The 19,344-nt window shown below is 69.0% G+C and carries 17 protein-coding genes, 1 tRNA gene and 6 pseudogenes; 12 read left to right on the forward strand and 12 right to left on the reverse strand.

Features of this window, described 5'->3' with window-relative positions:
• Positions 1-251 precede the first annotated feature (251 nt).
• Positions 252-1,628 (reverse strand): IS1380 family transposase, encoded by a 1,377-nt coding sequence (locus tag AC6I72_RS39120; RefSeq protein ID WP_498006824.1) that lies wholly within the window; start codon positions 1,626-1,628, stop codon positions 252-254.
• An 87-nt stretch (positions 1,629-1,715) separates the two neighbouring features.
• A protein-coding gene (locus AC6I72_RS39125; RefSeq protein ID WP_498006826.1) for an IS3 family transposase occupies positions 1,716-2,920 on the reverse strand; the annotation gives its coding sequence in 2 pieces (ribosomal slippage) (positions 1,716-2,629 and positions 2,629-2,920; 1,206 coding nt in all).
• 287 nt (positions 2,921-3,207) lie between these two features.
• Here AC6I72_RS39125 and AC6I72_RS39130 point away from each other — a divergent pair.
• A pseudogene (locus tag AC6I72_RS39130) lies at positions 3,208-3,336 on the forward strand (IS256 family transposase); the annotation flags it as partial.
• 169 nt (positions 3,337-3,505) lie between these two features.
• Here AC6I72_RS39130 and AC6I72_RS39135 read toward each other — a convergent pair.
• Positions 3,506-4,222: a hypothetical protein gene (locus tag AC6I72_RS39135; protein ID WP_498006828.1), complete on the reverse strand. Its 717-nt coding sequence runs from the start codon at positions 4,220-4,222 to the stop codon at positions 3,506-3,508.
• Positions 4,223-4,669: 447 nt separating this feature from the next.
• On the opposite strand from AC6I72_RS39135, the gene AC6I72_RS39140 reads away from it, so the two are divergent.
• The 4 genes from AC6I72_RS39140 (at position 4,670) to AC6I72_RS39155 (ending at position 6,957) form a co-directional block, all read left to right on the forward strand.
• Positions 4,670-4,981, forward strand: coding sequence for a hypothetical protein (locus AC6I72_RS39140; protein ID WP_498006829.1), 312 nt, complete (start codon positions 4,670-4,672; stop codon positions 4,979-4,981).
• Between the two features lie 601 nt (positions 4,982-5,582).
• Positions 5,583-5,792: a hypothetical protein gene (locus AC6I72_RS39145; protein ID WP_498006831.1), complete on the forward strand. Its 210-nt coding sequence runs from the start codon at positions 5,583-5,585 to the stop codon at positions 5,790-5,792.
• Between the two features lie 399 nt (positions 5,793-6,191).
• Positions 6,192-6,347: a hypothetical protein gene (locus AC6I72_RS39150; protein ID WP_498006833.1), complete on the forward strand. Its 156-nt coding sequence runs from the start codon at positions 6,192-6,194 to the stop codon at positions 6,345-6,347.
• A gap of 133 nt (positions 6,348-6,480) precedes the next feature.
• Positions 6,481-6,957: a hypothetical protein gene (locus tag AC6I72_RS39155; protein WP_498006835.1), complete on the forward strand. Its 477-nt coding sequence runs from the start codon at positions 6,481-6,483 to the stop codon at positions 6,955-6,957.
• Positions 6,958-7,067: 110 nt separating this feature from the next.
• Here the strand turns inward: AC6I72_RS39155 and AC6I72_RS39160 are convergent.
• Positions 7,068-7,142, reverse strand: a tRNA-Trp gene (locus AC6I72_RS39160).
• Positions 7,143-7,376: 234 nt separating this feature from the next.
• On the opposite strand from AC6I72_RS39160, the gene AC6I72_RS39165 reads away from it, so the two are divergent.
• Entirely contained in the window at positions 7,377-7,760 is a 384-nt protein-coding gene (locus AC6I72_RS39165) for a hypothetical protein (RefSeq protein WP_498006837.1), read from the forward strand.
• A 22-nt stretch (positions 7,761-7,782) separates the two neighbouring features.
• On the opposite strand, the gene AC6I72_RS39170 is transcribed toward AC6I72_RS39165, so the two are convergent.
• Together AC6I72_RS39170 and AC6I72_RS39175 are read right to left on the reverse strand one after the other, a co-directional pair.
• The gene (locus AC6I72_RS39170) at positions 7,783-8,466 is read right to left on the reverse strand and encodes a hypothetical protein (protein ID WP_498006839.1); all 684 of its coding nucleotides are present in this window, start codon (positions 8,464-8,466) and stop codon (positions 7,783-7,785) included.
• 220 nt (positions 8,467-8,686) lie between these two features.
• Complete coding sequence (locus AC6I72_RS39175) at positions 8,687-9,937, reverse strand: IS701 family transposase (protein ID WP_498006883.1); 1,251 nt, start codon at positions 9,935-9,937, stop codon at positions 8,687-8,689.
• A 262-nt stretch (positions 9,938-10,199) separates the two neighbouring features.
• Between AC6I72_RS39175 and AC6I72_RS39180 the strand changes: the two genes are divergently transcribed.
• Together AC6I72_RS39180 and AC6I72_RS39185 are read left to right on the forward strand one after the other, a co-directional pair.
• Positions 10,200-10,436, forward strand: a complete 237-nt coding sequence (locus tag AC6I72_RS39180) for a DUF8825 domain-containing protein (RefSeq protein WP_498006841.1) — start codon at positions 10,200-10,202, stop codon at positions 10,434-10,436.
• Positions 10,437-10,538: 102 nt separating this feature from the next.
• Positions 10,539-10,973, forward strand: a complete 435-nt coding sequence (locus AC6I72_RS39185; protein WP_498006843.1) for a hypothetical protein — start codon at positions 10,539-10,541, stop codon at positions 10,971-10,973.
• Between the two features lie 360 nt (positions 10,974-11,333).
• Here the strand turns inward: AC6I72_RS39185 and AC6I72_RS39190 are convergent.
• Both AC6I72_RS39190 and AC6I72_RS39195 read right to left on the reverse strand, forming a co-directional pair.
• Positions 11,334-12,679: pseudogene (locus AC6I72_RS39190) on the reverse strand (helicase associated domain-containing protein); the annotation flags it as partial.
• 136 nt (positions 12,680-12,815) lie between these two features.
• Positions 12,816-13,115, reverse strand: a complete 300-nt coding sequence (locus AC6I72_RS39195) for a hypothetical protein (protein ID WP_498006845.1) — start codon at positions 13,113-13,115, stop codon at positions 12,816-12,818.
• Between the two features lie 130 nt (positions 13,116-13,245).
• On the opposite strand from AC6I72_RS39195, the gene AC6I72_RS39200 reads away from it, so the two are divergent.
• Both AC6I72_RS39200 and AC6I72_RS39205 read left to right on the forward strand, forming a co-directional pair.
• Positions 13,246-14,376: a hypothetical protein gene (locus AC6I72_RS39200; protein WP_498006847.1), complete on the forward strand. Its 1,131-nt coding sequence runs from the start codon at positions 13,246-13,248 to the stop codon at positions 14,374-14,376.
• Between the two features lie 203 nt (positions 14,377-14,579).
• Positions 14,580-14,809 (forward strand): annotated as a pseudogene (locus AC6I72_RS39205) (YbhB/YbcL family Raf kinase inhibitor-like protein); the annotation flags it as partial.
• Here the strand turns inward: AC6I72_RS39205 and AC6I72_RS39210 are convergent.
• Positions 14,780-15,199: pseudogene (locus AC6I72_RS39210) on the reverse strand (leucine zipper domain-containing protein); the annotation flags it as partial. The pseudogenes AC6I72_RS39205 and AC6I72_RS39210 overlap by 30 nt on opposite strands.
• Before the next feature lie 77 nt (positions 15,200-15,276).
• Complete coding sequence (locus AC6I72_RS39215) at positions 15,277-15,660, reverse strand: hypothetical protein (RefSeq protein ID WP_498006849.1); 384 nt, start codon at positions 15,658-15,660, stop codon at positions 15,277-15,279.
• 74 nt (positions 15,661-15,734) lie between these two features.
• On the opposite strand from AC6I72_RS39215, the pseudogene AC6I72_RS39220 reads away from it, so the two are divergent.
• Positions 15,735-16,070: pseudogene (locus AC6I72_RS39220) on the forward strand (helix-turn-helix domain-containing protein); the annotation flags it as partial.
• 118 nt (positions 16,071-16,188) lie between these two features.
• Positions 16,189-16,983 (forward strand): annotated as a pseudogene (locus tag AC6I72_RS39225) (IS481 family transposase); the annotation flags it as partial.
• Between the two features lie 24 nt (positions 16,984-17,007).
• Here the strand turns inward: AC6I72_RS39225 and AC6I72_RS39230 are convergent.
• Together AC6I72_RS39230 and AC6I72_RS39235 are read right to left on the reverse strand one after the other, a co-directional pair.
• Positions 17,008-18,212 (reverse strand): IS3 family transposase gene (locus tag AC6I72_RS39230; protein WP_498006826.1). Its coding sequence is split into 2 segments (ribosomal slippage): positions 17,008-17,921 and positions 17,921-18,212, totalling 1,206 coding nucleotides; the frame shifts between segments, so codons are not numbered across the junction.
• Positions 18,213-18,262: 50 nt separating this feature from the next.
• The gene (locus AC6I72_RS39235; RefSeq protein ID WP_498006851.1) at positions 18,263-19,228 is read right to left on the reverse strand and encodes an IS4 family transposase; all 966 of its coding nucleotides are present in this window, start codon (positions 19,226-19,228) and stop codon (positions 18,263-18,265) included.
• Positions 19,229-19,344: the final 116 nt, after the last annotated feature.

The following is a 19,344-nucleotide window of genomic DNA, read 5'->3' on the forward strand; positions in this document are numbered from 1 at the left end:
CTTCCGTAGGCGCCACTCTCAGCGTTTGCCTTTTTGAATGGGCGGAGATGGAATATTTTTTGCGTACCCCATTCTTTCGAACGCTTTAGCCTCGAAGTTTCGTGACGGGCCGCCGACGGAGTCGGTGGCCCGTGTTCGTGCCGTGAGCTGAGGGTGGGCAGGCCGAGGGCCCGAGTGTCGTCTCGGGGTGACGCCGGGTTCCACTGCTCCGGGTGGTGAAGGGCTGTCGTAAGGACGGGTGAGTCCGCTGGTCAGCCGGGATTCGGCAGGAGTGCGAGCCGTTCGAGTGCGGCGGTGATGTGGCCGGTCCAGGGCCAGTGCCGGGCCAGGCGGAGGATCCGCCGACGGCCGGTGGTGACGAGTTGTCCGGCCGCGGTGAACAGGCGGAAGCGCAGGCGGCGGGGTTCCCAGAGGCGGGCCGTGCCGGTAAGGGCGAGCATGGGCATCCAGGCCAGCAGGTCGAGAGCGATCTGGACGATCTCGAGCCAGACCTTGTTCTGGGCTGTGGTGTGGAGGGGCAGGTTGCGCAGGCCGGTGGCCCGGGCGGCCCGGATCCTGTCCTCCGCCCGGGCCCGTAGCCGGTGACGGAGCTCAAGTTCAGCGATCGGCCGACCGGCTGTGCTGGTCGCGAAGCACGTGATCCGCATGCCGTCCGCGTCCGTGATCCTCAACTGGGCGCCGGGGTGGGGCCGTTCCTTCCGGACGATCAGCCGCATGCCCTTGGGCCAGTCGTCCAGCAGCTTGCCGGTGAGCTCGGCGACCCAGGCCCCGTCACGGACCTCACCATTGGTCTCGACGGCCGCCGTCCAGGCCGATGCGGGGACCTTCAGCACGTGCTCGTGGATCGCCTCTGTGACCGTCATTCCGACCGAGTAGGACAGCCATCGTCCTTGCCGGGCGAGCCAGGACACGAAGGCGTGGGTGCCGCCGGCGGAGTCCGTGCGGATCAGCGTCTGCCGCCCTCGCCGGTAGCGCTTGGGCAACTGGGCCAGGGCGAGCTGGGCGGTGGTGATGTGGTCGGCCGCTGTGTTCGAGCCCGCGTTGCCGGGCCTGAGGAGGGCGGCGACCGGCTCGCCGGTTCCGCCCGGGCCGTGGTCGACGAAGGCCGTCAGCGGATGGTGGCCGTAGGTCTTCTTCCAGCTCGCGGCCGCGTCCTCCTTGTCGGAGTGCGCGATCACGAGGACGCCGTCAAGATCGACGACGACCTGCCCGCCGGTGTCCGGGGCGTTTTCACCGGCCAACGACCAGACACTGTCGCGGACTTCGGAGCGTGCGGACCGGATCGCGCGCAACGCTTTCTCGCCGGAGGCGGCGAGGGCGTCGATCAGGCGGGAGACGGTCGGGTCGGAGGCGACCGGACCGAAGACGGCTGGCTCGGCCCGCAGCACGGCGACATCCGCGAGGCAGTCCCCGCCCAGTGCGACCGCCAGGGCGACATCCAGGAGGACCTTGCCGGGATCGTGGACGGCCCGCGGCTTGCGCCACGGCGCCAGCGCTGTCGATATGACCCGCTCAAGACCGGTCTTGCGGACCGTTTCGACGAGCAGGACCGCCCCAGCCTGGGAGACGACCTGGCGACCGTCGTCCTGGACGCGGACACGAGGATAGGACCCGATAGAGTACTTCACCTGGAAAGTGCCTCCGGCGGTGGCAGGAACAAGGACCTCGACAATCCTCATTCTTGCTGGGCCTTGACCCCGAATCCTGAACACGGGTTATGCGGCTGGTGTGAGCGTAGTTGGTGTGGGGTGGAAGGTGTTCTCGAAGGCGATGGGTGATCGTTGTCCGAGGTGGGAGTGTCGGCGCCGGGTGTTGTAGCGGTGGAGCCATCTGAACGCGTCGAGTCGGGCTTCGCGCTTGCCCGGCCAGCTCTTGCGGCCCTGCAGGGTCTCGCGTTTGAAGGTCGCGTTGAAGGACTCGGCGAGTGCGTTGTCCGCGCTGGACCCGACCGCGCTCATGCTCTGTCGGACCCCTGCTGACCTGCAGGCTTCAGCGAAGGCCCTGCTGGTGTACTGGGCTCCGTGGTCGGTGTGCATGATCGATCCGGCGAGACTGCCGCGGGTGCGGACGGCGGCGGCCAGGGCGTCAATCACGAGGTCCGTGCGCATGTGGTCGGCGATCGCCCAGCCGGCCAGGCGGCGCGAGGCGAGGTCGATGACGGTGGCCAGGTAGCAGAACTTCCCGCCGTCGAGGGGCAGATAGGTGATGTCACCGACGTACTTCGTGTTCGGCGTGATGGCGGTGAAGTCGCGGCGGATCAGGTCCGGGGCCTTGGCTGCGGCCGGATCGGGGACGGTGGTGCGGTGCCGGCGGCGCAACCGGACCCCTTCGATCCCGGACTCTCGCATGATGCGGGCGACTCGCTTGTGGTTGACCGCCTCACCGCTGGTCTCGCGGAGTTCGGCGGTGATCCGCGGGACTCCGTAGGTGCCGTCCGATTCCCGGTGCACCGCCCGTATCCGGGCCGCCAGTTGGGCGTCGGCCGCCTGCCGGGCGGCCCGGTCGGCGGCTGTCCGGCGCCAGTAGTAGAAGCTCGAGCGGCTGACGCCGAGGACGTGACAGAGCCGCTTCACGCCGTAGCGGCGCTGCAGGTCGGCGACGCACTGGAAGCGGTTCACCAGCGCGTCTCCCCGGCGAAATATTTGGCCGCCTTCCGCAGGATCTCGCGTTCCTCCTCCAGCTCGCGGATCTTCTTCCGCAAAGCCGCGTTCTCCGCCTCCAGCGGTTGCGGCGGCTGGGCCGTCTCCGGTGCCCGGCGTCCTCGCGGACGGCTTGCTCCGGCAGCCCTCACCCAGTTCCGCAGGGTCTCCGGATTGATGCCCAGATCGGCGGCGACCGACCTGATCGTCGCCTCCGGCCGCGACTCGTAGAGCGCGACCGCGTCCGCCTTGAACTCCGGCGGGTAGTTCTTCATGACCACGAGATGTCCGTTCTCAGATCCTCAGGATCCAGTGTCTCGTGTGTCCAACATCAGGGGTCAAGGCCCGCTGGCCAGAGGCACTTTCTGCTTTCCTGCCCGCCTGCCGGACAACCCGCTACATGAAAGCGCGAGGCTAAGGGCTGTCCGGCAACTCTGGAGACGGTTTACCAGCGTCCGGTTCGACCTGTTTGGCCGGGATCCCGTTGAGGCTGTGAGTCGGGACGGAAGCGGGCAAGTCGATCCGGCTGTGGTGGCCCATCAGCCTTCGCCCCGAGTTACGGGACAACGTTTACATGGCGATCATGTCCCTCGACCCCACCGGCAAGGGACAGGCCCGCTGGACCATGCGCTGGAAGACCGCACTGAACGCCTTCGACATCACCTTCGACGGCCGCCTGTCGGCAGCACGCCAGTAACCCCAACTACGCCAGTTACACCGCTCGTTTGACAGACCCCGTGCGTGCAGTTCTTCCGGTGTCCTGTGGGGGCGCGTCCGGTGTGTGGTCGTGCCTGGCGGCGGTCACGTGCCGTACTTGGGTTTCCGCGCGGGGTGCAGCGAGAACCTCTGGCCTGACTGGGCACCGCTCAGAACGGCGGGTCCTCGGCGCACCCGTCCCCCCAGGAGTCTGCAGCCGTGTCCGTAGGCCGGTAGAAGGGTGAGGTGTCCTCGTCCCAGGAGGCGAGTGCCTCCACGGCACGCAACCGGTACGGGTTGTCGCCGGCCGCGAGTGCGCGGACGTCCTCGCGCAGACTGTCGGTGTGGTGGGCCGCTTCGGGCAGGTCCAGCAGGGGCAGGACGGCGGCCAGGGCGGAGGTGCTCACGGCCGGGTCGGGATCGGTGAGGAAGGGCCGGATGGCTTCATACAGGGCGGGGCGCAGGGCGCGGAATGCCTCGATGTCCTTGTCCTCGCCGCCGGGCCGTTCCTGGCCGGCGTCCCAGAGGGTGTCCCCCAGCCAGTCCAGCAGGCCGGTGCGCAGAGGGAAGAGGTTCGTGTCGTCGGTGGGTGATTCCTGCCTACGAATCTGGTCGGTCACGGGGGCGAGAGTGCAGGGGTGGTCCAGGACGGCCGCGACGAAGGAGGCAGCGGGGGCCGTCGCGGGATAGAAGGTGTTCTGGTGCGTAACCGCATGCCGCAGATCACGCAGAGCGGCCCCCTGGACATGCGGGTCGTCGTCGAGCAGTGCGCGCAGAATCACCGGCGTGCCCGGAGCCGCATGCGGGCAGCAGTGCTCCACCTCCGACCAGTTCGTCCGCAGCAACAGAGCCTCTATGTCGACGGCGTCACGGCCGTTCATGTTCATGGACGAAGTCTGGCACTCACACAGCGACGGCCTGGTTGATCACCAATCTGGATTCACCCCACTGTCACGAGCGTGGGTAGCAGCGTCAGCAGCCCGGTAGCGCAACCGCTGCAGGAAACACGCCTGCGTCGCCCGGACACCGGCCGGTGATGAGGTGGACTCCTACCCGGCCGCACGGTCTGCGGTCGTTGTCAGTGGCTTGCGCTACGGTCGTCTCCCCCTGTGCGGGGCTCGCTGTGCGGTCCGGTGCACGGTGATCTCCTCCCAGCGTTCGTTCGTGAACTTCCGCCCGCAGCGCTTACGTTTCCCCTCGACATCGCCCGTTCCAGGCTCGCGATCAGGTCGCGGTCAAGGGGGTGTGTGATACCCGTCGTGTACCGGGTCAGGTCCGTCGGCGGAACCATCCGCGGACCCGGTCCGGCTCGGGGCCGTCCTGCGGTTCCGGTGGTGCGGCGGCCTGGAGGCGGGCGGCTTCGGCGGCGGCTTCCTCGCGGGCGACGTCGTCGGCGCGACACGGGCCGCACACGGACTTGTCCCCGGCTGTACGTCGCGGCGGAGAAGGACACCCTGCGCCAGCAGCTGACCGGCTGGCTGGCCGACGGGGATATCCCGGTCCTGGTGGTCCGCGGCTTCGGCTCGCAGTCGTACGCCGACGTCGTCCACGACCGCGTCACCGCCGACCCGCGCCCCGCCGTGCTCCTGGTGGTCGTTCTCCCGGGCGCTCCGACGTGTGGCAGGACGCTGCGTCTGATCGTGTGAGCTGGGGGTTGCGACACGTTGCAGATGGAGGGGAGGAAGCTTTGCGGGCGTTTCGTGTGCAGTTGCCCTCGGGTGCCGGGTACTGGACGGTGCTGGACGAGGACTTGGCGGTGGTGCCGGCGGCGGACTCGTTCTTGCGGTACGTGCGGTTCGGCAGGGATCCGGCGAAGTTGACGACTCGTACGCACGCTGGGCACGTCGCGCTGTACCTGCGCTGGTGTAACCGGACCGGCCGCGACTGGCGTACCGCCGCGCAGGACCTCGGGCTGTTCACCGTATGGCTGAAGTACGGTACGCCGGAGGCCACCGGCATCGAGCGGCCGATCGCGGGCCGCGGGGTGGTGATGGCGGGGCCGGGGACGGAGCCCCACCGGCAGCCGGCCCGGATCGGGAACGTGCTGACCGGGGTTCGGCAGTTCCTCTTGCACGGCATCACCGCGAAGACCGTGCCGTCAGAGGTGCTGGTCCAGCTCTACGAGGTGGCCGAGGACTGGAACCTGCCCGAGGAAGCCCGTGGCGAGGGGATGAGCTACCGGCTCAAGGCCCGCCACCGGGTGCAGGCCCACGCAAGCGCCGGGACCGGGCCACGGACGTTGAAGCGGTGGCCCTGTTCATGGCCTGCCGCAACGCCCGGGACCGCTTCATGGTGCTGCTGCTCGCCCGCGCCGGACTGCGCCGCGGCACCGCGGCGGGACTGCGGCGCGAGGATATGCACTTCATGCCGGACTCGACCGCGCTCGGCTGCCGGGTGGCCGGCTCTCACCTGCATCCTCTCCGCCACCGCGACCTGCTTGGCCAGATCCACGCCTAGGCCGCCGAGCCGCCGCCCACGATCCCCGGCGGCCGGGGACCGGCCGTCAGCCGGGCCTCGCTCCAAGCCGACCTGGTGGCCGCCGACGTCCGCACCCCCGCCTCGCCGCACATATCCGCCGCCTCGAAGGCCGCCTCAGCGAGTTCCTGGGCGAGCAGGTCTGCCGCGCTTCCGGCATCGGCGGCCCCGACGACACCGAACAGCTCCAGGCCCGCATCACCACCCTCGAACAGCAGGTCGTCGACCTCGAACTCAGGCGCTAGGACCGTGACGACGACCTCGCCGCCAACCGCGAGCTGATGGCCCAGCTCAACCGCGGACGCGACACACCCCCTCCCGACTGAAACAGTAGGTCACAGGCCCCTTGAGTAGGCGGACGAGAAGGGCCGACCGTACCCGGTGCAGGTAGAGCTGGACGCCGTGGACCCCGAAGAGCTGCGCCGCCTGTACCAGCGGGTGATCGACCGGTACTGGGACGCCGCCGCCTTCCGGGCGGCGCTGGCGTCGGAGAAGCAGCACCGGGCGGTTCTACGGCGCCTCGCCGCGGACCTTTGACCAGCGGACTCATCAGTGAACGGCACGTTTCTGCCGCATTCCGGCTGACCCCCTATCTCGGTCACACTCCTGAGGGGAGACTGATCTGAATATGGGCATGAAGAAGTCACTGTCATCTCACACAAGGAAGAGAATGCGCATGGGCTCCCGGTCCGCGTTAGTTGCTGTTGGCGTTGCCGTGACCTTGGCGGTTCTTCCTGGCTGCAACGACAGCCACTCGTCACAGCCAGCCCAGTCGGCACAGCCGACCCACAAGCTCGTGAAGCACACTTTTTACGGCTATGACCCTGAGGACCCCGACCTGCACATGCGTGAGGTTCTCAGCTGGACGTCCCAGGATGACACCGGACCCATCGACGGGACGTACGCGATCCAGGAACAGGCGAACGGCAAGAGTCCTTGGACGCCAATGGGCGAAACGAAGTCCTTCCAGGGGACTCAGCGCGGCAACGAGATCGATGTGCCGGGAGGGCAGCTGGGCGACGCGATACCCGTGCATGGCACCCTGCAGCAGAACGGCCATCGGCTGCACCTCGATGGCGATTTGGGAATCGAGACGTACGACCTGTACGACTCTCCATCGGTCGCAGCAGCCGCCGGGAGGCAATGATCTGACCTCGTTCCTGCTTGCGTGGATGCTGCGCGAGTACGACGAGCAGGTCGCTATCGCGGCGATGAGTGAGCGGCCGGGTCCCACGGGGACCTGGCCGCTCTGCTGCGCAGGGGCGGCAGGATTCGAACCTGCGGCGTGCGGGTTTGGAGTCCGCTGCTCTGGCCGGGCTGAGCTACGCCCCTTCGGTGGCTGGAGCCTGGCACGGCGCTGGATCCCTCCGCCACCGGATATCGGGCGGCACCCGGGCCACCCCGGCGCCCGTGAGCGCCTGAGCCAGCGCCCTGACCTCGGACGGCCTCCCGTCGAGTGAAACTTGAGCCAGGCTCCGTGCACCACACCTGTTGCACACGTTATGGTCGTCCTGACCGCTTCTGAGCTGCGCGAACCTCAACCGCACGCTCGCGGCGCCCCGGAGAATGGTCGGCGACTTCGACTGCTCCGGCGAGGACATCGAGCGGGACTGGGTGGCGCGCACGGGCTGTTGGAGCCACACCGAGCGGGTGCTGCTGACCTACGAGCAGGTGCGCCCCTACGAGCTGCCCGCGACCGAGGGCAAGCGCGGCGATCCGAGGTGGCCGGCTTTCGCCCGCCGCTACGGCTTCGACCCCCGCCGCCCAGTGCAGTGGGAGGTGGAGGCGCTGGAGCCGGCCGAACTCCGGCGCCTGATCCTCGCCGCCGTCGACCCGTACATCGACCGCGACGTCCTCGCCCGGCAAATCGCCCGCGAAGAAGAACAACGCCGCACCCTAGCCGCCTTCCTGGACGGCTGGGACGCGGCGGGCGGAGGAACACCGACGTAGCCCTGTACCGGCGCCCGCAAACTCAGGCAGGCGCGGGTGCCGGGCGCAGGGAGGCGAGCGGCGAGCGCCGGCCCTTCTCCACCGCCCGCAGCTGCTCCCAGTCGACCTCGGGGTGGGCAGGGACGACCGCGTCGACGGACGCCGTGGTGTAGAGCGCGACGTCGACGGCCCCGGCCCGGCTCGTGCCGAAGCGCACCTCGATCGACTGCGGGGAACGGACCCAACCGAGCCGGACCATGTGATCCCAATCGGCGCGTCGGACCCGGAGGCGGGCGGCAGCCTGCTCGGGACCGAGCGGGGTGTCGGCGGCGACCAGGTCCGCCAGGTCCTCGCGGCGGCAGACCTCCGCGACCTGGTCGGGGTGGTGCAGCGTCCCGTCGGGGTTCGCGCTCAGGTCGACCAGGAGGCTGCGGTCGACGAACCGCCGTACCACAAAGGCCGTGACGTTCGCCTTCTCGCCGATCAGGTTCGGGGCGCCGAGCGCCTCGGCGATCCGGTCGGCCGCCGCGCCGCCGGAGATCGCAGGGGCGGGCATCGCGGCCCGGATGGCGACGGCGTCCAGAGTCTCCACGGCAGCTCGGGACCACCGGGACGACGACAGGTCGGGGGCGGGGATGAGGCCGGCGTGGCGGGCCCACCGGAAGGCCGCGGCGGGCACCTTCAGGCGCTTGGCGGCCTGGCCCGCGTCGTACTCGGTTCGTCGCATGAGATCACCTCTCGCTCGTCCGCCGGAAACGGCGGAACAAAACATGACAGAACACACAAAAACGTGTCAATACCCCTTGGGAATAGGCGAGTTGGACGCGCACCCCTAGTAGGGCTTGGTCAGGTCCGTATCAGTGTGGGTATGTCGCGGTGGCAGGTGGGGCAGGCGCCGGCCCAGGCGGCGAGAAGGGTTTGGAGTTCTCGGACGACTTGGTAGAGGCTCAGACCTGCGCCGCGTCTTTTGGGTCTCGTGCCAGTCGTTGCAGCGTGCAAAAGGCATGGGCGGCCGATACGAGGGTGACGTGGTGATGCCAGCCACCCCAGGTGCGGCCTTCGAAATGGGCCAGGCCCAGAGCCTGTTTCATCTCCCGGTAGTCGTGTTCGATGCGCCAGCGCAGCTTGACCAGCCGGACCAGGGTCGCCAGCGGCATGCCGGAGGGCAGGCTGGAGAGCCAGAACTGCACGGGTTCGGCTTCAGTGGCCGGCCATTCGGCCAGCAGCCAGCGTTCGGGCAGCTCAGGACCGTCGGTGGCCTGGCGGACACCGCGTCCGGCCGGGCGGATGCGCAGAGCCACGAACCGCGAGCAGATGCGTTTGAAGCCGCTGATTCCTTTGCCAGGGCGGGAGCCTTCTCGCCAGGACACCGGTCTCGCGGCCGTCCTGCCGGCCGCGATGACCAGGTCTTTGACGGTCTGTGCAGGCTCGGGATACTGCAACTGCGGTGGCCGGCCGGTGCCGGCGTAGGCGGGCTGGACGGGCCGGGCGTCGGCCGGGTGGGCGGTGTGACGGCAGGAAATGCCCACCGCGTAGGGCAGGTTGCGTTCTTCCAGGCCGTGGCGGAAGGCGGCGGCATCGCCGTATCCGGCGTCCGCGACGACCAGGGGAATGTCGATGCCCCACGACCTGCTCTCGTCGATCATGTCCAGGGCCAGCTGCCACTTCTCCACGTGCCCCACCTGGTCGGGGATGCCGCAGCGACTGCGGCGGGCGACCTTGACCGCATCGGCCTCCGGCGAGTCGGGATCCCACGAAGCGGGCAGGAACAGTCGCCAGTTCACCGCGGCCGAGGCGTGATCCCGGGCCAGGTGCAGCGACACCCCGACCTGGCATTTGGTGACCTTGCCCGCGGTGCCGGTGTACTGCCGCGACACACACGCCGAGGCGTCCCCGTCCTTCAAGAAGCCGGTGTCGTCGACGATCAATGCCTCCGGACCGATCGCCTCGGTCATCCGCCAGGCCAGCCGGGCCCGGACATGGGCCGGGTCCCACGGGCTGGAGGTGATGAAGTGCGCCAGCGCCTGACGGTTGCCGTCCTCACCCAGACGTGCCGCCATCGGCTCCACCGACTTACGCCGGCCGTCCAACAGCAGTCCCCGCACATACGCCTGCCCCCACCGCCGCTGATCCGCACGGAAGAACCCGTCGAACAACTCCGCCGCGAACGCCTCCAGATCCTCCCGGACCCCGGCCATCTCCTCAGGTGTCACACCATTCCAACGACGCTCGCGAGCAGTAGACACGCATGCACGAGTGAAGATGACCAAGCCCTACTAGGACTGCGCCCGCGTACGCGAAGGAACATCACCCGCCCGGGTGCTGCTCCAGACCGTCGCGGTGGATCCGGCCACAGGCCCGACCATGAGGCCGACCATGCCCGGCACGACCCCGACCACGGCCCCCGATCGAGGCGTGTCCGATGTGACACCGAAATCGAACAAGCGATCTAATGCGGGTATGGACGCGATCGACTTCCCCGACGACCTGGTGCAGACGCAAGCCGCCTGGAACGCCACCTACGACGCGCTCGCCGCGCCCCGCCCCCGCGACACCACCGCGCTGCGCCGCCGCCTGCTGCTCCTGTCCGTACGGTTGCGGTGGCACCCGTACTGGGAAGCCGCCCCCTCGGCGCCTGTTGCGCGCTGTGAGCTGCGCCAGCTGGCCCGCGCCCGGGAAGCTGTCCGGGCCGCGTGACTCGGCGCGCCTCGTCCGACCAGGACGATCGAAGCAACGGGCAAGATGGGTGGTGCCAGCCGCGGCCGGGACCGGGGCCGCGCGACATGGAAGGGAACGCGTGTGAGTAGCAGTCTGGAGTCTGGTCAGCCCACTCAGGGTTGGGTCTTAAAAGCGGGTAAGTGGGTCACCGCCGAGGACCCAGTGGCGAACCAGACGGGAGATGACGTCACGGAAAACATCAAGGCCGCCGGGTATCGCACCTGGACGCAGGTAGGCGAGGCGTACGGGACACCGTTGATGCTCAACGTCTGGGCGCGGTCCGAGGAGCCCTCGTATCTATTCGAGATCGATGGGCCGGACCACTTCGAGTGGGTCTACGCCGCGACACTGCCGGACGCGCTGTCACTGCTGAATCAGCTGGCCCCGACGTTGCAGGCGCTCACCCTCACCGACCAGATCGCGCGGGCGGAGCCCAAGTCCATGTCCGTCCTCGCTGACGTACTCGACAAGCTGCATGACCGCAGGCGTGACCAGGGCGGCCACCTCATCCGGTGAGGCAGGCGAGCCGGGGAGCCGGGGTCTGTCAGCAACCGTCCACAGTCGGATACGTGTTCAGTGCTGAGGCGGCGGCCGGGGCCGTTGTGCCGACCCGTCGTCGCCCGGCGGCTGGGACAGAAGCCGTCGGCGCCTGGTGCGCCGAGCAGCGGCCGAGGCGGGGAGCCGAGGCCGCTCAGCAGACCTCAGCAGGAGCGGAGTCGTCACTGTTCGAGGTAGGTGCCGCCCTTGTAAAACTCACTCGTCGTGGTGGTCCCGCTCAAGCAGCGGCTTCGCCGGAGCAGGCCGCGAATTGACTGCGGCGGGCCGAGCCGGGTCAGTCTGGTCGGCAGCACCGGACGGGGTCGGCACCGCTGCCTTTGCCCAGTCCATGCCCAGTGTGGCGAGGGCGGCGAGCTGGTCGGCGTCCAGCCGGTCCCTCCTCGATTTGGTGTTGGAGATCCATACCCCGAGTTTCACCGGCACCGGCTCTGCCTCGCCGTCGACCGTGATCTCGACGACCGTGCTGCGCGGAACGGGACGCTGCCCCTCCTTCTCCACCCACTGCTTCAGGGCTGCCAGGCCCCGCTGAAACGCCGCCTCAGCCTTGCTCCCAGCCTTCCTCGGGCCCTTGGCCGCGTCGGCTGGCGCCGGAGGGAGCCCCGCCGGGGCGGCGGCCATCAGGGGGAGGGAGGCGCCCCGCACGCCCAGCGCGGCCAGCCGCTCCCGCTGCTCGGGAAGGAGCTGCGCCCACGTGCCCGGCTCCTGCTGCCGCCACCTCCAGGTGCCGATGTCATCACCCTCGAACGTGACGCCCGGCGCGATGTAGGGCAGGACGCCGTCGGCGTCGACCAGATCGGCGAGCACCTGGTAGTGCCGCTGCCAGTTCAGCGGCCACGGGCAGTTCCAGTCCGGGTCGATCTCCGCCAGCTGCTTCGCCCGCTCCGCCGCGCGCTTCGGGTCCTTCCCAAGCCCGCCCTGCCGGCGCAGGTTGGCCATGTGCTGCCCAACGGGCACCATCGCCTCACCCTCGCCCCACACCGCGTCCTGACGTGGTGCGAGGTGCCCCGTGGCTCGCCGGTAGGACCGGAGCGCGGCGAGCTTGGCCTCCCACGCCTCCTGGCCTGGCTCCCAGACCATCCCGGCCTCCGGCGCGTCCAGCAGCGTCTTGCGCCGCTCCTCCAGCTCCCCGGCCCGCAACGCCTTCCTCTGCTGGTGGACCCATCGGCCAAGCGGAAACGCCTTCGTCGCCCCGACCTCGACCTCTACGTCATAGGGCACGGCGTAGACGTCGGTGATGCCGTTCTCCGCCCGCCACCGCAGCAGGGCCTGGTAGCCCTCCAGCCACACCAGAGACTCCGGCCGGTACACCCGGGTGCGCGGGAAGGCCGCGATGGTCGCCGTGTCGCGCGGGCTGGAGAAGTGGAGCAGCGTGGACTCGGCAGCGGCGACGGTGTCGTCGTCCTCCTGGTCCTCGCCGTCGCCCTCCCCGCCGGCCCCGACGATCCGCCCCTCCTCGTCACGCCGGATGTGCACCTTGCGCTTCCCGCTCGTGTAGCCCGGGAAGCGAGCTGCTCGACCAGGCGCTTATCGTGGCTGCGCAGGCCCTGGAGCACGGCCACGAGCGGCTTGAAGCTCGCGGACGCGACCATGTCGGTGGGGTCCTCGTTCGGCTCCAGGAACACCGGCACGATGATCCTGGCCACCTTCGTGCTGCCGTCCTTTGAAGGACTGCCTCACGCTGGCCAAGCTCTTGGCTCAGTGACCAGGGGCGAACTGGAGGGCAGCGCGGTGGGCGGGGCTGTCCAGCTCTTCCGCTGCCACCTGCGGACCGCCGATCCTTCGAGCAGCGCGCTGCAGGGATCAGGTGTCGCTGATCCACTCGAAGGTGATGGCTTCCTGCCAGGAGGTGATCATCTGCTGGAGGACGGTGTCTGTCTCCTGGGCGGCAGCGCCCCGTGCGGTTGTGGCCGTGGTTCCCTGAGCCGGCCCCTGCGCGGCGAACTGGGCGCGCATCTCCTCCAGCACTGCCGGGACTTTGTCGTCCCCGTGGCCCAGGCCGCGGACCTTGCGCGCGATGTCGGCGCCCACCACGTAGGCGCCCAGCCGGGCCTTGTCGCTCACCGGCATGGCGTCCTGGGGCCGCAAGGTGGCCTCGGCCACCTCGTACTCAAGGTGCGCCCGGCCCTCCCACAGTTCCAGGAGCTGGCCGGGCGTCGCATTCGGGGCTTGCCGAGCACGGAATATTGCGATTGGGCTTCTGCCGACTTGAGCTACAGGTCCGCATGGAAGCATGAGCGTGACTGTTGCCGTCTCCGGGGGTATATCAGTGAGCGCGTTTGACGGTCTTGCCTCGGCCGTAGTCCAGATGATGGCAGCAGCAGGCACAGCGGCTGCTACCGGCGCTGGCAGCGCCGCCGCCTCGCTGGTCGGCGATCTGGTTCGCACCCGGCTCACGGGCGCCGGGCAGAATGCCGCCGTGGCCACGTTCGACGCGGCACCGCAGGAACCTGCGGCCCAGGCCGTCCTCCACAGTGCCCTGGTGACCGTGATGGCCGCCGACCAGTCCTTCGTCGTCCAGCTCACCAGTGTCATACCCGCCCCGGAAGAGGCACCCGCCGCAGCTCAGCCCTCCAACGTCGCTTCCGGTGGCGGTGTCACCCTCCAGGGAGCAAGGAACAAGGTCCGGGGTAACTTCGCTGGTCGCGACCAGATCATCAACAACATTCGCAATGGTGACGCCCGGACGCTCGCGGTGCTCACCCTGGTCATCCTCATTCTGGTTCTTGCCGGTTACGGTGGCGCCCAGCTTCTGCAGGATGACGACGCACCGCCGATCAGCACGCCGTCCGCGTCCCGCGCGACGGGTGCTGTCGGCCCGACGAGTACCGCTCTGCCGCCAACCACGGCGACGGTCCGTCGGATCCTCCCCGATCGGAACTCTGTGGACAGCCGTGTCTTTCCGCAGGCCGACGCCCCGTACGTCGCCACGTCGGCAGCCAAACTATTCCTCTGCCGTGCCGCACCCGAGTGCCAGAAGAATGCCACCGCTGTCGGCGGTGTGAAGTACGGCCCGAAGGTGACGGCAGATAGCAATCCAGGCAACTACGCAGAATTTATCGTACTGGCGTTTCCCGACGCCACGACAGCTCACCTCGCGTACGTGGATCTCGTGGAGGGCGGCATCGAGGAGCGCAAAATTGCTGGTCTGGGCAACTACGGCGAGGAGAGCCAGGGCTTCTCGCCGGACAGCGGGCCGACGTCGTCGAGGTCCAACGGAATGCTGGTGTTCCGCTACGGGGCATTCATCGGCCTAGCACACCAGCTGGACGATGGGAGCCCGGGGCACGCCGGACGTCTCCAGCAACTCGCCACGATCCTTGCCGGCCGAATGGCGAAGGCCAACGCAGGTCAGATCCCATAACCGCCATCGCCGGCCCGCGGCGACGCCTCCAAGCTCATCCCCCAGCAGGCCCGCTGCGGCAGGTCGGGCGCCACCCGCAGATTGCCCTCACTACGAACAACTAGCTGCCCTCGACGGTGCCTTCCGTGAGACCTGCACCAAGGTGCTGCGTGACTACGCCGACCACGGTCTGCTCCGCCTGGCCTGCGGTCGGCCAGGCCGAGCCCAGCGGGTCCGGGTTCTGGCACTGGGCGGTCGCCGACATCCCCGTCACGGTCACTGAGCTGCCCGAGGGCGCCGGCGACGACACCGGCTCACATCTGCCCGAGGGCGCCTACCAGTTGCCCAGCGACGCCCGTGTGGCCCGCTACATCGGCGCTGCCCCGCCGCCGGACACGGCTCGCACCATGCGGCCGAGCTTCTAGACGTCGACGTGGATCAGTTCGCCCTGCCGGTCGCTCGTAGCGGCGGATGATCTGTCCGGTCGGCCGGTCCAGGAAGGCCAGGCGGTTCAGGCCGTGCCGGGCCAGGACCCGGTGCACGGTCGAGGCGGGCAGTCCCAGGATCGGACCGATCCGGGCCGGACCCGGCTTGCGGTCTGGTCACAGGCGGCAGACCTGGGCCTCGACCGCAGTGGGAGTGCGGTGCGGCGTCCTGTGGCGCCGGCTGGAGCGGTCGTACAGACGGCTTCTCCCTCCTGCCTCCAGCGGCGCAGCCACTTGTGGGCAGTGGGCCGCGAGATGCCAGTCTCAGCGGCCACATGCGCGAGGGGACGGCCGGAGCGGACACGCTCGATCAGCAGTCGCCTGCCGTGAACGGTCAGCCGGGCATGACGGTGGGACACGAAGACCTCCGTGCGGTGCAGTCCTAAGCGTTGTCCCGTAAGCGCTGATCGTCTCCGACGGGAGGCTGCCTGCGCGGTCAGCCGAAGATGAGCTCGACGTCCTTGTCCAAGCAGTACTTCAAGACGGTGACCAGTTGGCGAGTGTCATCAATGCGTCGTTGGAGCGCGGGAGCGCTGCGATCGCGTTGCCGTTGGTCCATGATGGCTTCCAGTCGTGGCAGCATCGCCCCACACTGAGCAGGCGTGAGGCTGGGGCCGTCGTCGTCCGGGTGTTCGAGGAGCGGCGTCAGCGTGGTGGAGACACTGCTCCACGTACGCTCTCCACCGAATCCGTTCATCTCGGCAAGGGTGAATCCCTCTGCCTGAGCCAGCCACTCCCTGAACATGTTGAAGCCCGTGTAGGACCAGGAGACGTCCGGGCTGGTCACGTCGCCGTCTCCGGGGAAGAGCATGAGCCCCATCCTGTCCTCCTTGCTGGCCCGGTGCCCAGGATCAGTCGCGGGGGAGGGTGTCGGCAACTGAAATGATCTGTCGCATGGCTGGTGTGATCACGGCGTCGGAGTCGTCCTGGATAGCCCCGTTCACCGGACTGAGCCCGCGGCAGTTCGGCAAGCTGATCACCGCGCTGCGGCGCGAGGGTGCCGGCCCGGTCCGCAAGGGCCGGCCCTGGAGCCTGCCGCTGGAGGACCGGGTGCTGCTGGTCGCCGCGTACTGGCGGACCAACCTCACCCTGCGCCAGCTGGCTCCGCTGTTCGGGGTGTCGAAGTCCGCGGCCGACCGGATCATCGACCACCTCGGCCCGGCGCTCGCCCTGCAGCAGCGCAGACGCTTTCGCAGGGACACGGTTCTGATCGTGGACGGCAGCCTAGTTGTTCTGTCTCGGGAGGTTGTGGACGGGTGAGCCAGGTCTCGGCTGAGGGATCTTGAACAGGTGAGGGCCTTCCGGTTCGGTGTGGATTGCGACGTCTACACCTGACAGAAAGGCCCTCGTGCCCCACCGTAATGCACCCCTGACCGAGACCGGCCGTCTGCGTCTGGCCCGGTGCGTGGTCGTGGACGGCTGGCCGCTGCGCCGGGCCGCCGAGCGCTTCCAGGTCTCGCCGACCACAGCCCAGCGCTGGGCCGACCGCTACCGGGCGTTCGGCGAGGCGGGCATGCGCGACCGCTCCTCCCGCCCGCACACCAGCCCGCGCCGCACCCCGACCCGCACCGAACGCCGGATCATCAAGGTCCGTCTCCTGCGCCGCTGGGGCCCGGCCCGCATCGCGGGCCTGCTGCACCTGGTGCCCTCGACCGTGCACCGCGTGCTGACCCGATTCGGCCTGGCCCGGCTCACGCACCTGGACCGGGCCACCGGCCGGGTCATCCGCCGCTACGAACGCGCCAAGCCCGGCGAGCTGGTGCACGTCGACATCAAGAAGCTCGGCAACATCCCCGACGGCGGCGGCCACAAGACCCTGGGCCGGCAAGCGGGCCGCAAGAACCGCTCGAACGCCGGCTACAGCTACCTGCACACCGCCGTCGACGACCACTCCCGCCTCGCCTACAGCGAGATCCTCGGCGACGAGAAGAAGGAGACCGCCACCGGTTTCTGGCAGCGGGCCCACGCCTTCTACAGCCGGGCCGGGATCACCGTCGAGCGCGTACTGACCGACAACGGCGCCTGCTATCGCTCCCGCGACTGGCGCGACACCCTCGCAGCCGCCGGCATCGCCCACAGGCGCACCCGGCCCTACCGCCCGCAGACCAACGGCAAGGTCGAACGCTTCAACCGCACCCGGGCCTTGACCCCGAATCCTGAACACGGGTTATGCGGCTGGTGTGAGCGTAGTTGGTGTGGGGTGGAAGGTGTTCTCGAAGGCGATGGGTGATCGTTGTCCGAGGTGGGAGTGTCGGCGCCGGGTGTTGTAGCGGTGGAGCCATCTGAACGCGTCGAGTCGGGCTTCGCGCTTGCCCGGCCAGCTCTTGCGGCCCTGCAGGGTCTCGCGTTTGAAGGTCGCGTTGAAGGACTCGGCGAGTGCGTTGTCCGCGCTGGACCCGACCGCGCTCATGCTCTGTCGGACCCCTGCTGACCTGCAGGCTTCAGCGAAGGCCCTGCTGGTGTACTGGGCTCCGTGGTCGGTGTGCATGATCGATCCGGCGAGACTGCCGCGGGTGCGGACGGCGGCGGCCAGGGCGTCAATCACGAGGTCCGTGCGCATGTGGTCGGCGATCGCCCAGCCGGCCAGGCGGCGCGAGGCGAGGTCGATGACGGTGGCCAGGTAGCAGAACTTCCCGCCGTCGAGGGGCAGATAGGTGATGTCACCGACGTACTTCGTGTTCGGCGTGATGGCGGTGAAGTCGCGGCGGATCAGGTCCGGGGCCTTGGCTGCGGCCGGATCGGGGACGGTGGTGCGGTGCCGGCGGCGCAACCGGACCCCTTCGATCCCGGACTCTCGCATGATGCGGGCGACTCGCTTGTGGTTGACCGCCTCACCGCTGGTCTCGCGGAGTTCGGCGGTGATCCGCGGGACTCCGTAGGTGCCGTCCGATTCCCGGTGCACCGCCCGTATCCGGGCCGCCAGTTGGGCGTCGGCCGCCTGCCGGGCGGCCCGGTCGGCGGCTGTCCGGCGCCAGTAGTAGAAGCTCGAGCGGCTGACGCCGAGGACGTGACAGAGCCGCTTCACGCCGTAGCGGCGCTGCAGGTCGGCGACGCACTGGAAGCGGTTCACCAGCGCGTCTCCCCGGCGAAATATTTGGCCGCCTTCCGCAGGATCTCGCGTTCCTCCTCCAGCTCGCGGATCTTCTTCCGCAAAGCCGCGTTCTCCGCCTCCAGCGGTTGCGGCGGCTGGGCCGTCTCCGGTGCCCGGCGTCCTCGCGGACGGCTTGCTCCGGCAGCCCTCACCCAGTTCCGCAGGGTCTCCGGATTGATGCCCAGATCGGCGGCGACCGACCTGATCGTCGCCTCCGGCCGCGACTCGTAGAGCGCGACCGCGTCCGCCTTGAACTCCGGCGGGTAGTTCTTCATGACCACGAGATGTCCGTTCTCAGATCCTCAGGATCCAGTGTCTCGTGTGTCCAACATCAGGGGTCAAGGCCCGACTTCAGCTCCGCGTAGGCCGTCTCGATCTCCCAGCGCTCGTGGTAGAGCCGGACGAGTTCGCCGGCCGGGTGGGTGGCGGGGTCGGTGAGGGTGGTCAGGAGCCGGTAGTGGCCGGTGCGTGTGCCCTGAGCGGTGCGGATGGTGATCTCGGCGTTGATGACACGCATGGTCAGTGTTCCGATGCGGGTCAGTGTCGAGCCGTCGCGGCAGCGGGCCACCGTTGGCAGGCGCCGGTTGGCCTTGCAGCGCACGAGCAGATCGGCGCCGGTGGCGGCCATCTGGTTCAGCAGTGCGGCGGCGGCGAAGTTCCGGTCACCCAGCAGCAGCATCCCGGCCCGAAGGTCCACTGCCAGCCGGCGGGCGTACTCCAGCTCGCCGGTCGCGGCTGAACCGAATACGGCCCCGGTCACCGAGCGTGTCCCGCAGGCCACCAGCGCGGCCAGACGCAGTTGCGGATAGCCCGAGGTCCCGTTGCCGAGCCGCTGGCGGGCGAACACCGCAAGGCTGGCGGGACAGTCCGGGACCGGCAGCAGGGTGCCGTCGACCGCGACGATTCTCAGACCCCGCCACCGCCCGGCGGCAGCGGTCGTGGCCGCGGGTCCCCTCACCAGGTCAAACAGTGCCTTCATCGGTGCCGGGCCCAGCCGCTGCCGCGCTTGGCGAAGAGCGCTGCCGCTGGGCCGAACCGTTGCCAGGCCCGACAGCCCGGCACGCAACCGGTCGAAGACCTGCCGGTAGCCCAGCCCGCTGAAGAGCGCTCCGGCCAGCAGCAGGTAGACCGTGACCCGCGCCGGCAGCAGACGGATCCTGCGCTGGACCGTTCCGGTCGCCGCCAGCACCTCGTCGACCATCTCGAACGGGATGATCCGGGTCAGCTCACCGATATGCCCCGGCGCGAACACCCCGGCCGCTACCCCGACCGTCCTGGTTATGGCAGCCTGTTCCAACAGCGGAGCTCCTGTGGTGAGGATGTCTTGGAGGACAAACCTCTTCTACAGCAGCTCCGCTGCCTCGTTCACCGGCCTTGACGAACAGCCTCCGCCCTTAACTGAACGGCGTTGGA

It is taken from the genome of Streptomyces sp. Xyl84 (assembly GCF_059731885.1).

Bases quoted from the DNA above. Each gene is read 5' to 3' on its own strand.
- AC6I72_RS39135 (WP_498006828.1), bottom strand. From the start codon at position 4,222: ATGAACATGAACGGCCGTGACGCCGTCGACATAGAGGCTCTGTTGCTG.
- AC6I72_RS39155 (WP_498006835.1), top strand. From the start codon at position 6,481: ATGCGCATGGGCTCCCGGTCCGCGTTAGTTGCTGTTGGCGTTGCCGTG.
- AC6I72_RS39165 (WP_498006837.1), top strand. From the start codon at position 7,377: ATGGTCGGCGACTTCGACTGCTCCGGCGAGGACATCGAGCGGGACTGG.
- AC6I72_RS39170 (WP_498006839.1), bottom strand. From the start codon at position 8,466: ATGCGACGAACCGAGTACGACGCGGGCCAGGCCGCCAAGCGCCTGAAG.
- AC6I72_RS39175 (WP_498006883.1), bottom strand. From the start codon at position 9,937: ATGGCCGGGGTCCGGGAGGATCTGGAGGCGTTCGCGGCGGAGTTGTTC.
- AC6I72_RS39180 (WP_498006841.1), top strand. From the start codon at position 10,200: ATGGACGCGATCGACTTCCCCGACGACCTGGTGCAGACGCAAGCCGCC.
- AC6I72_RS39200 (WP_498006847.1), top strand. From the start codon at position 13,246: ATGAGCGTGACTGTTGCCGTCTCCGGGGGTATATCAGTGAGCGCGTTT.
- AC6I72_RS39215 (WP_498006849.1), bottom strand. From the start codon at position 15,660: ATGGGGCTCATGCTCTTCCCCGGAGACGGCGACGTGACCAGCCCGGAC.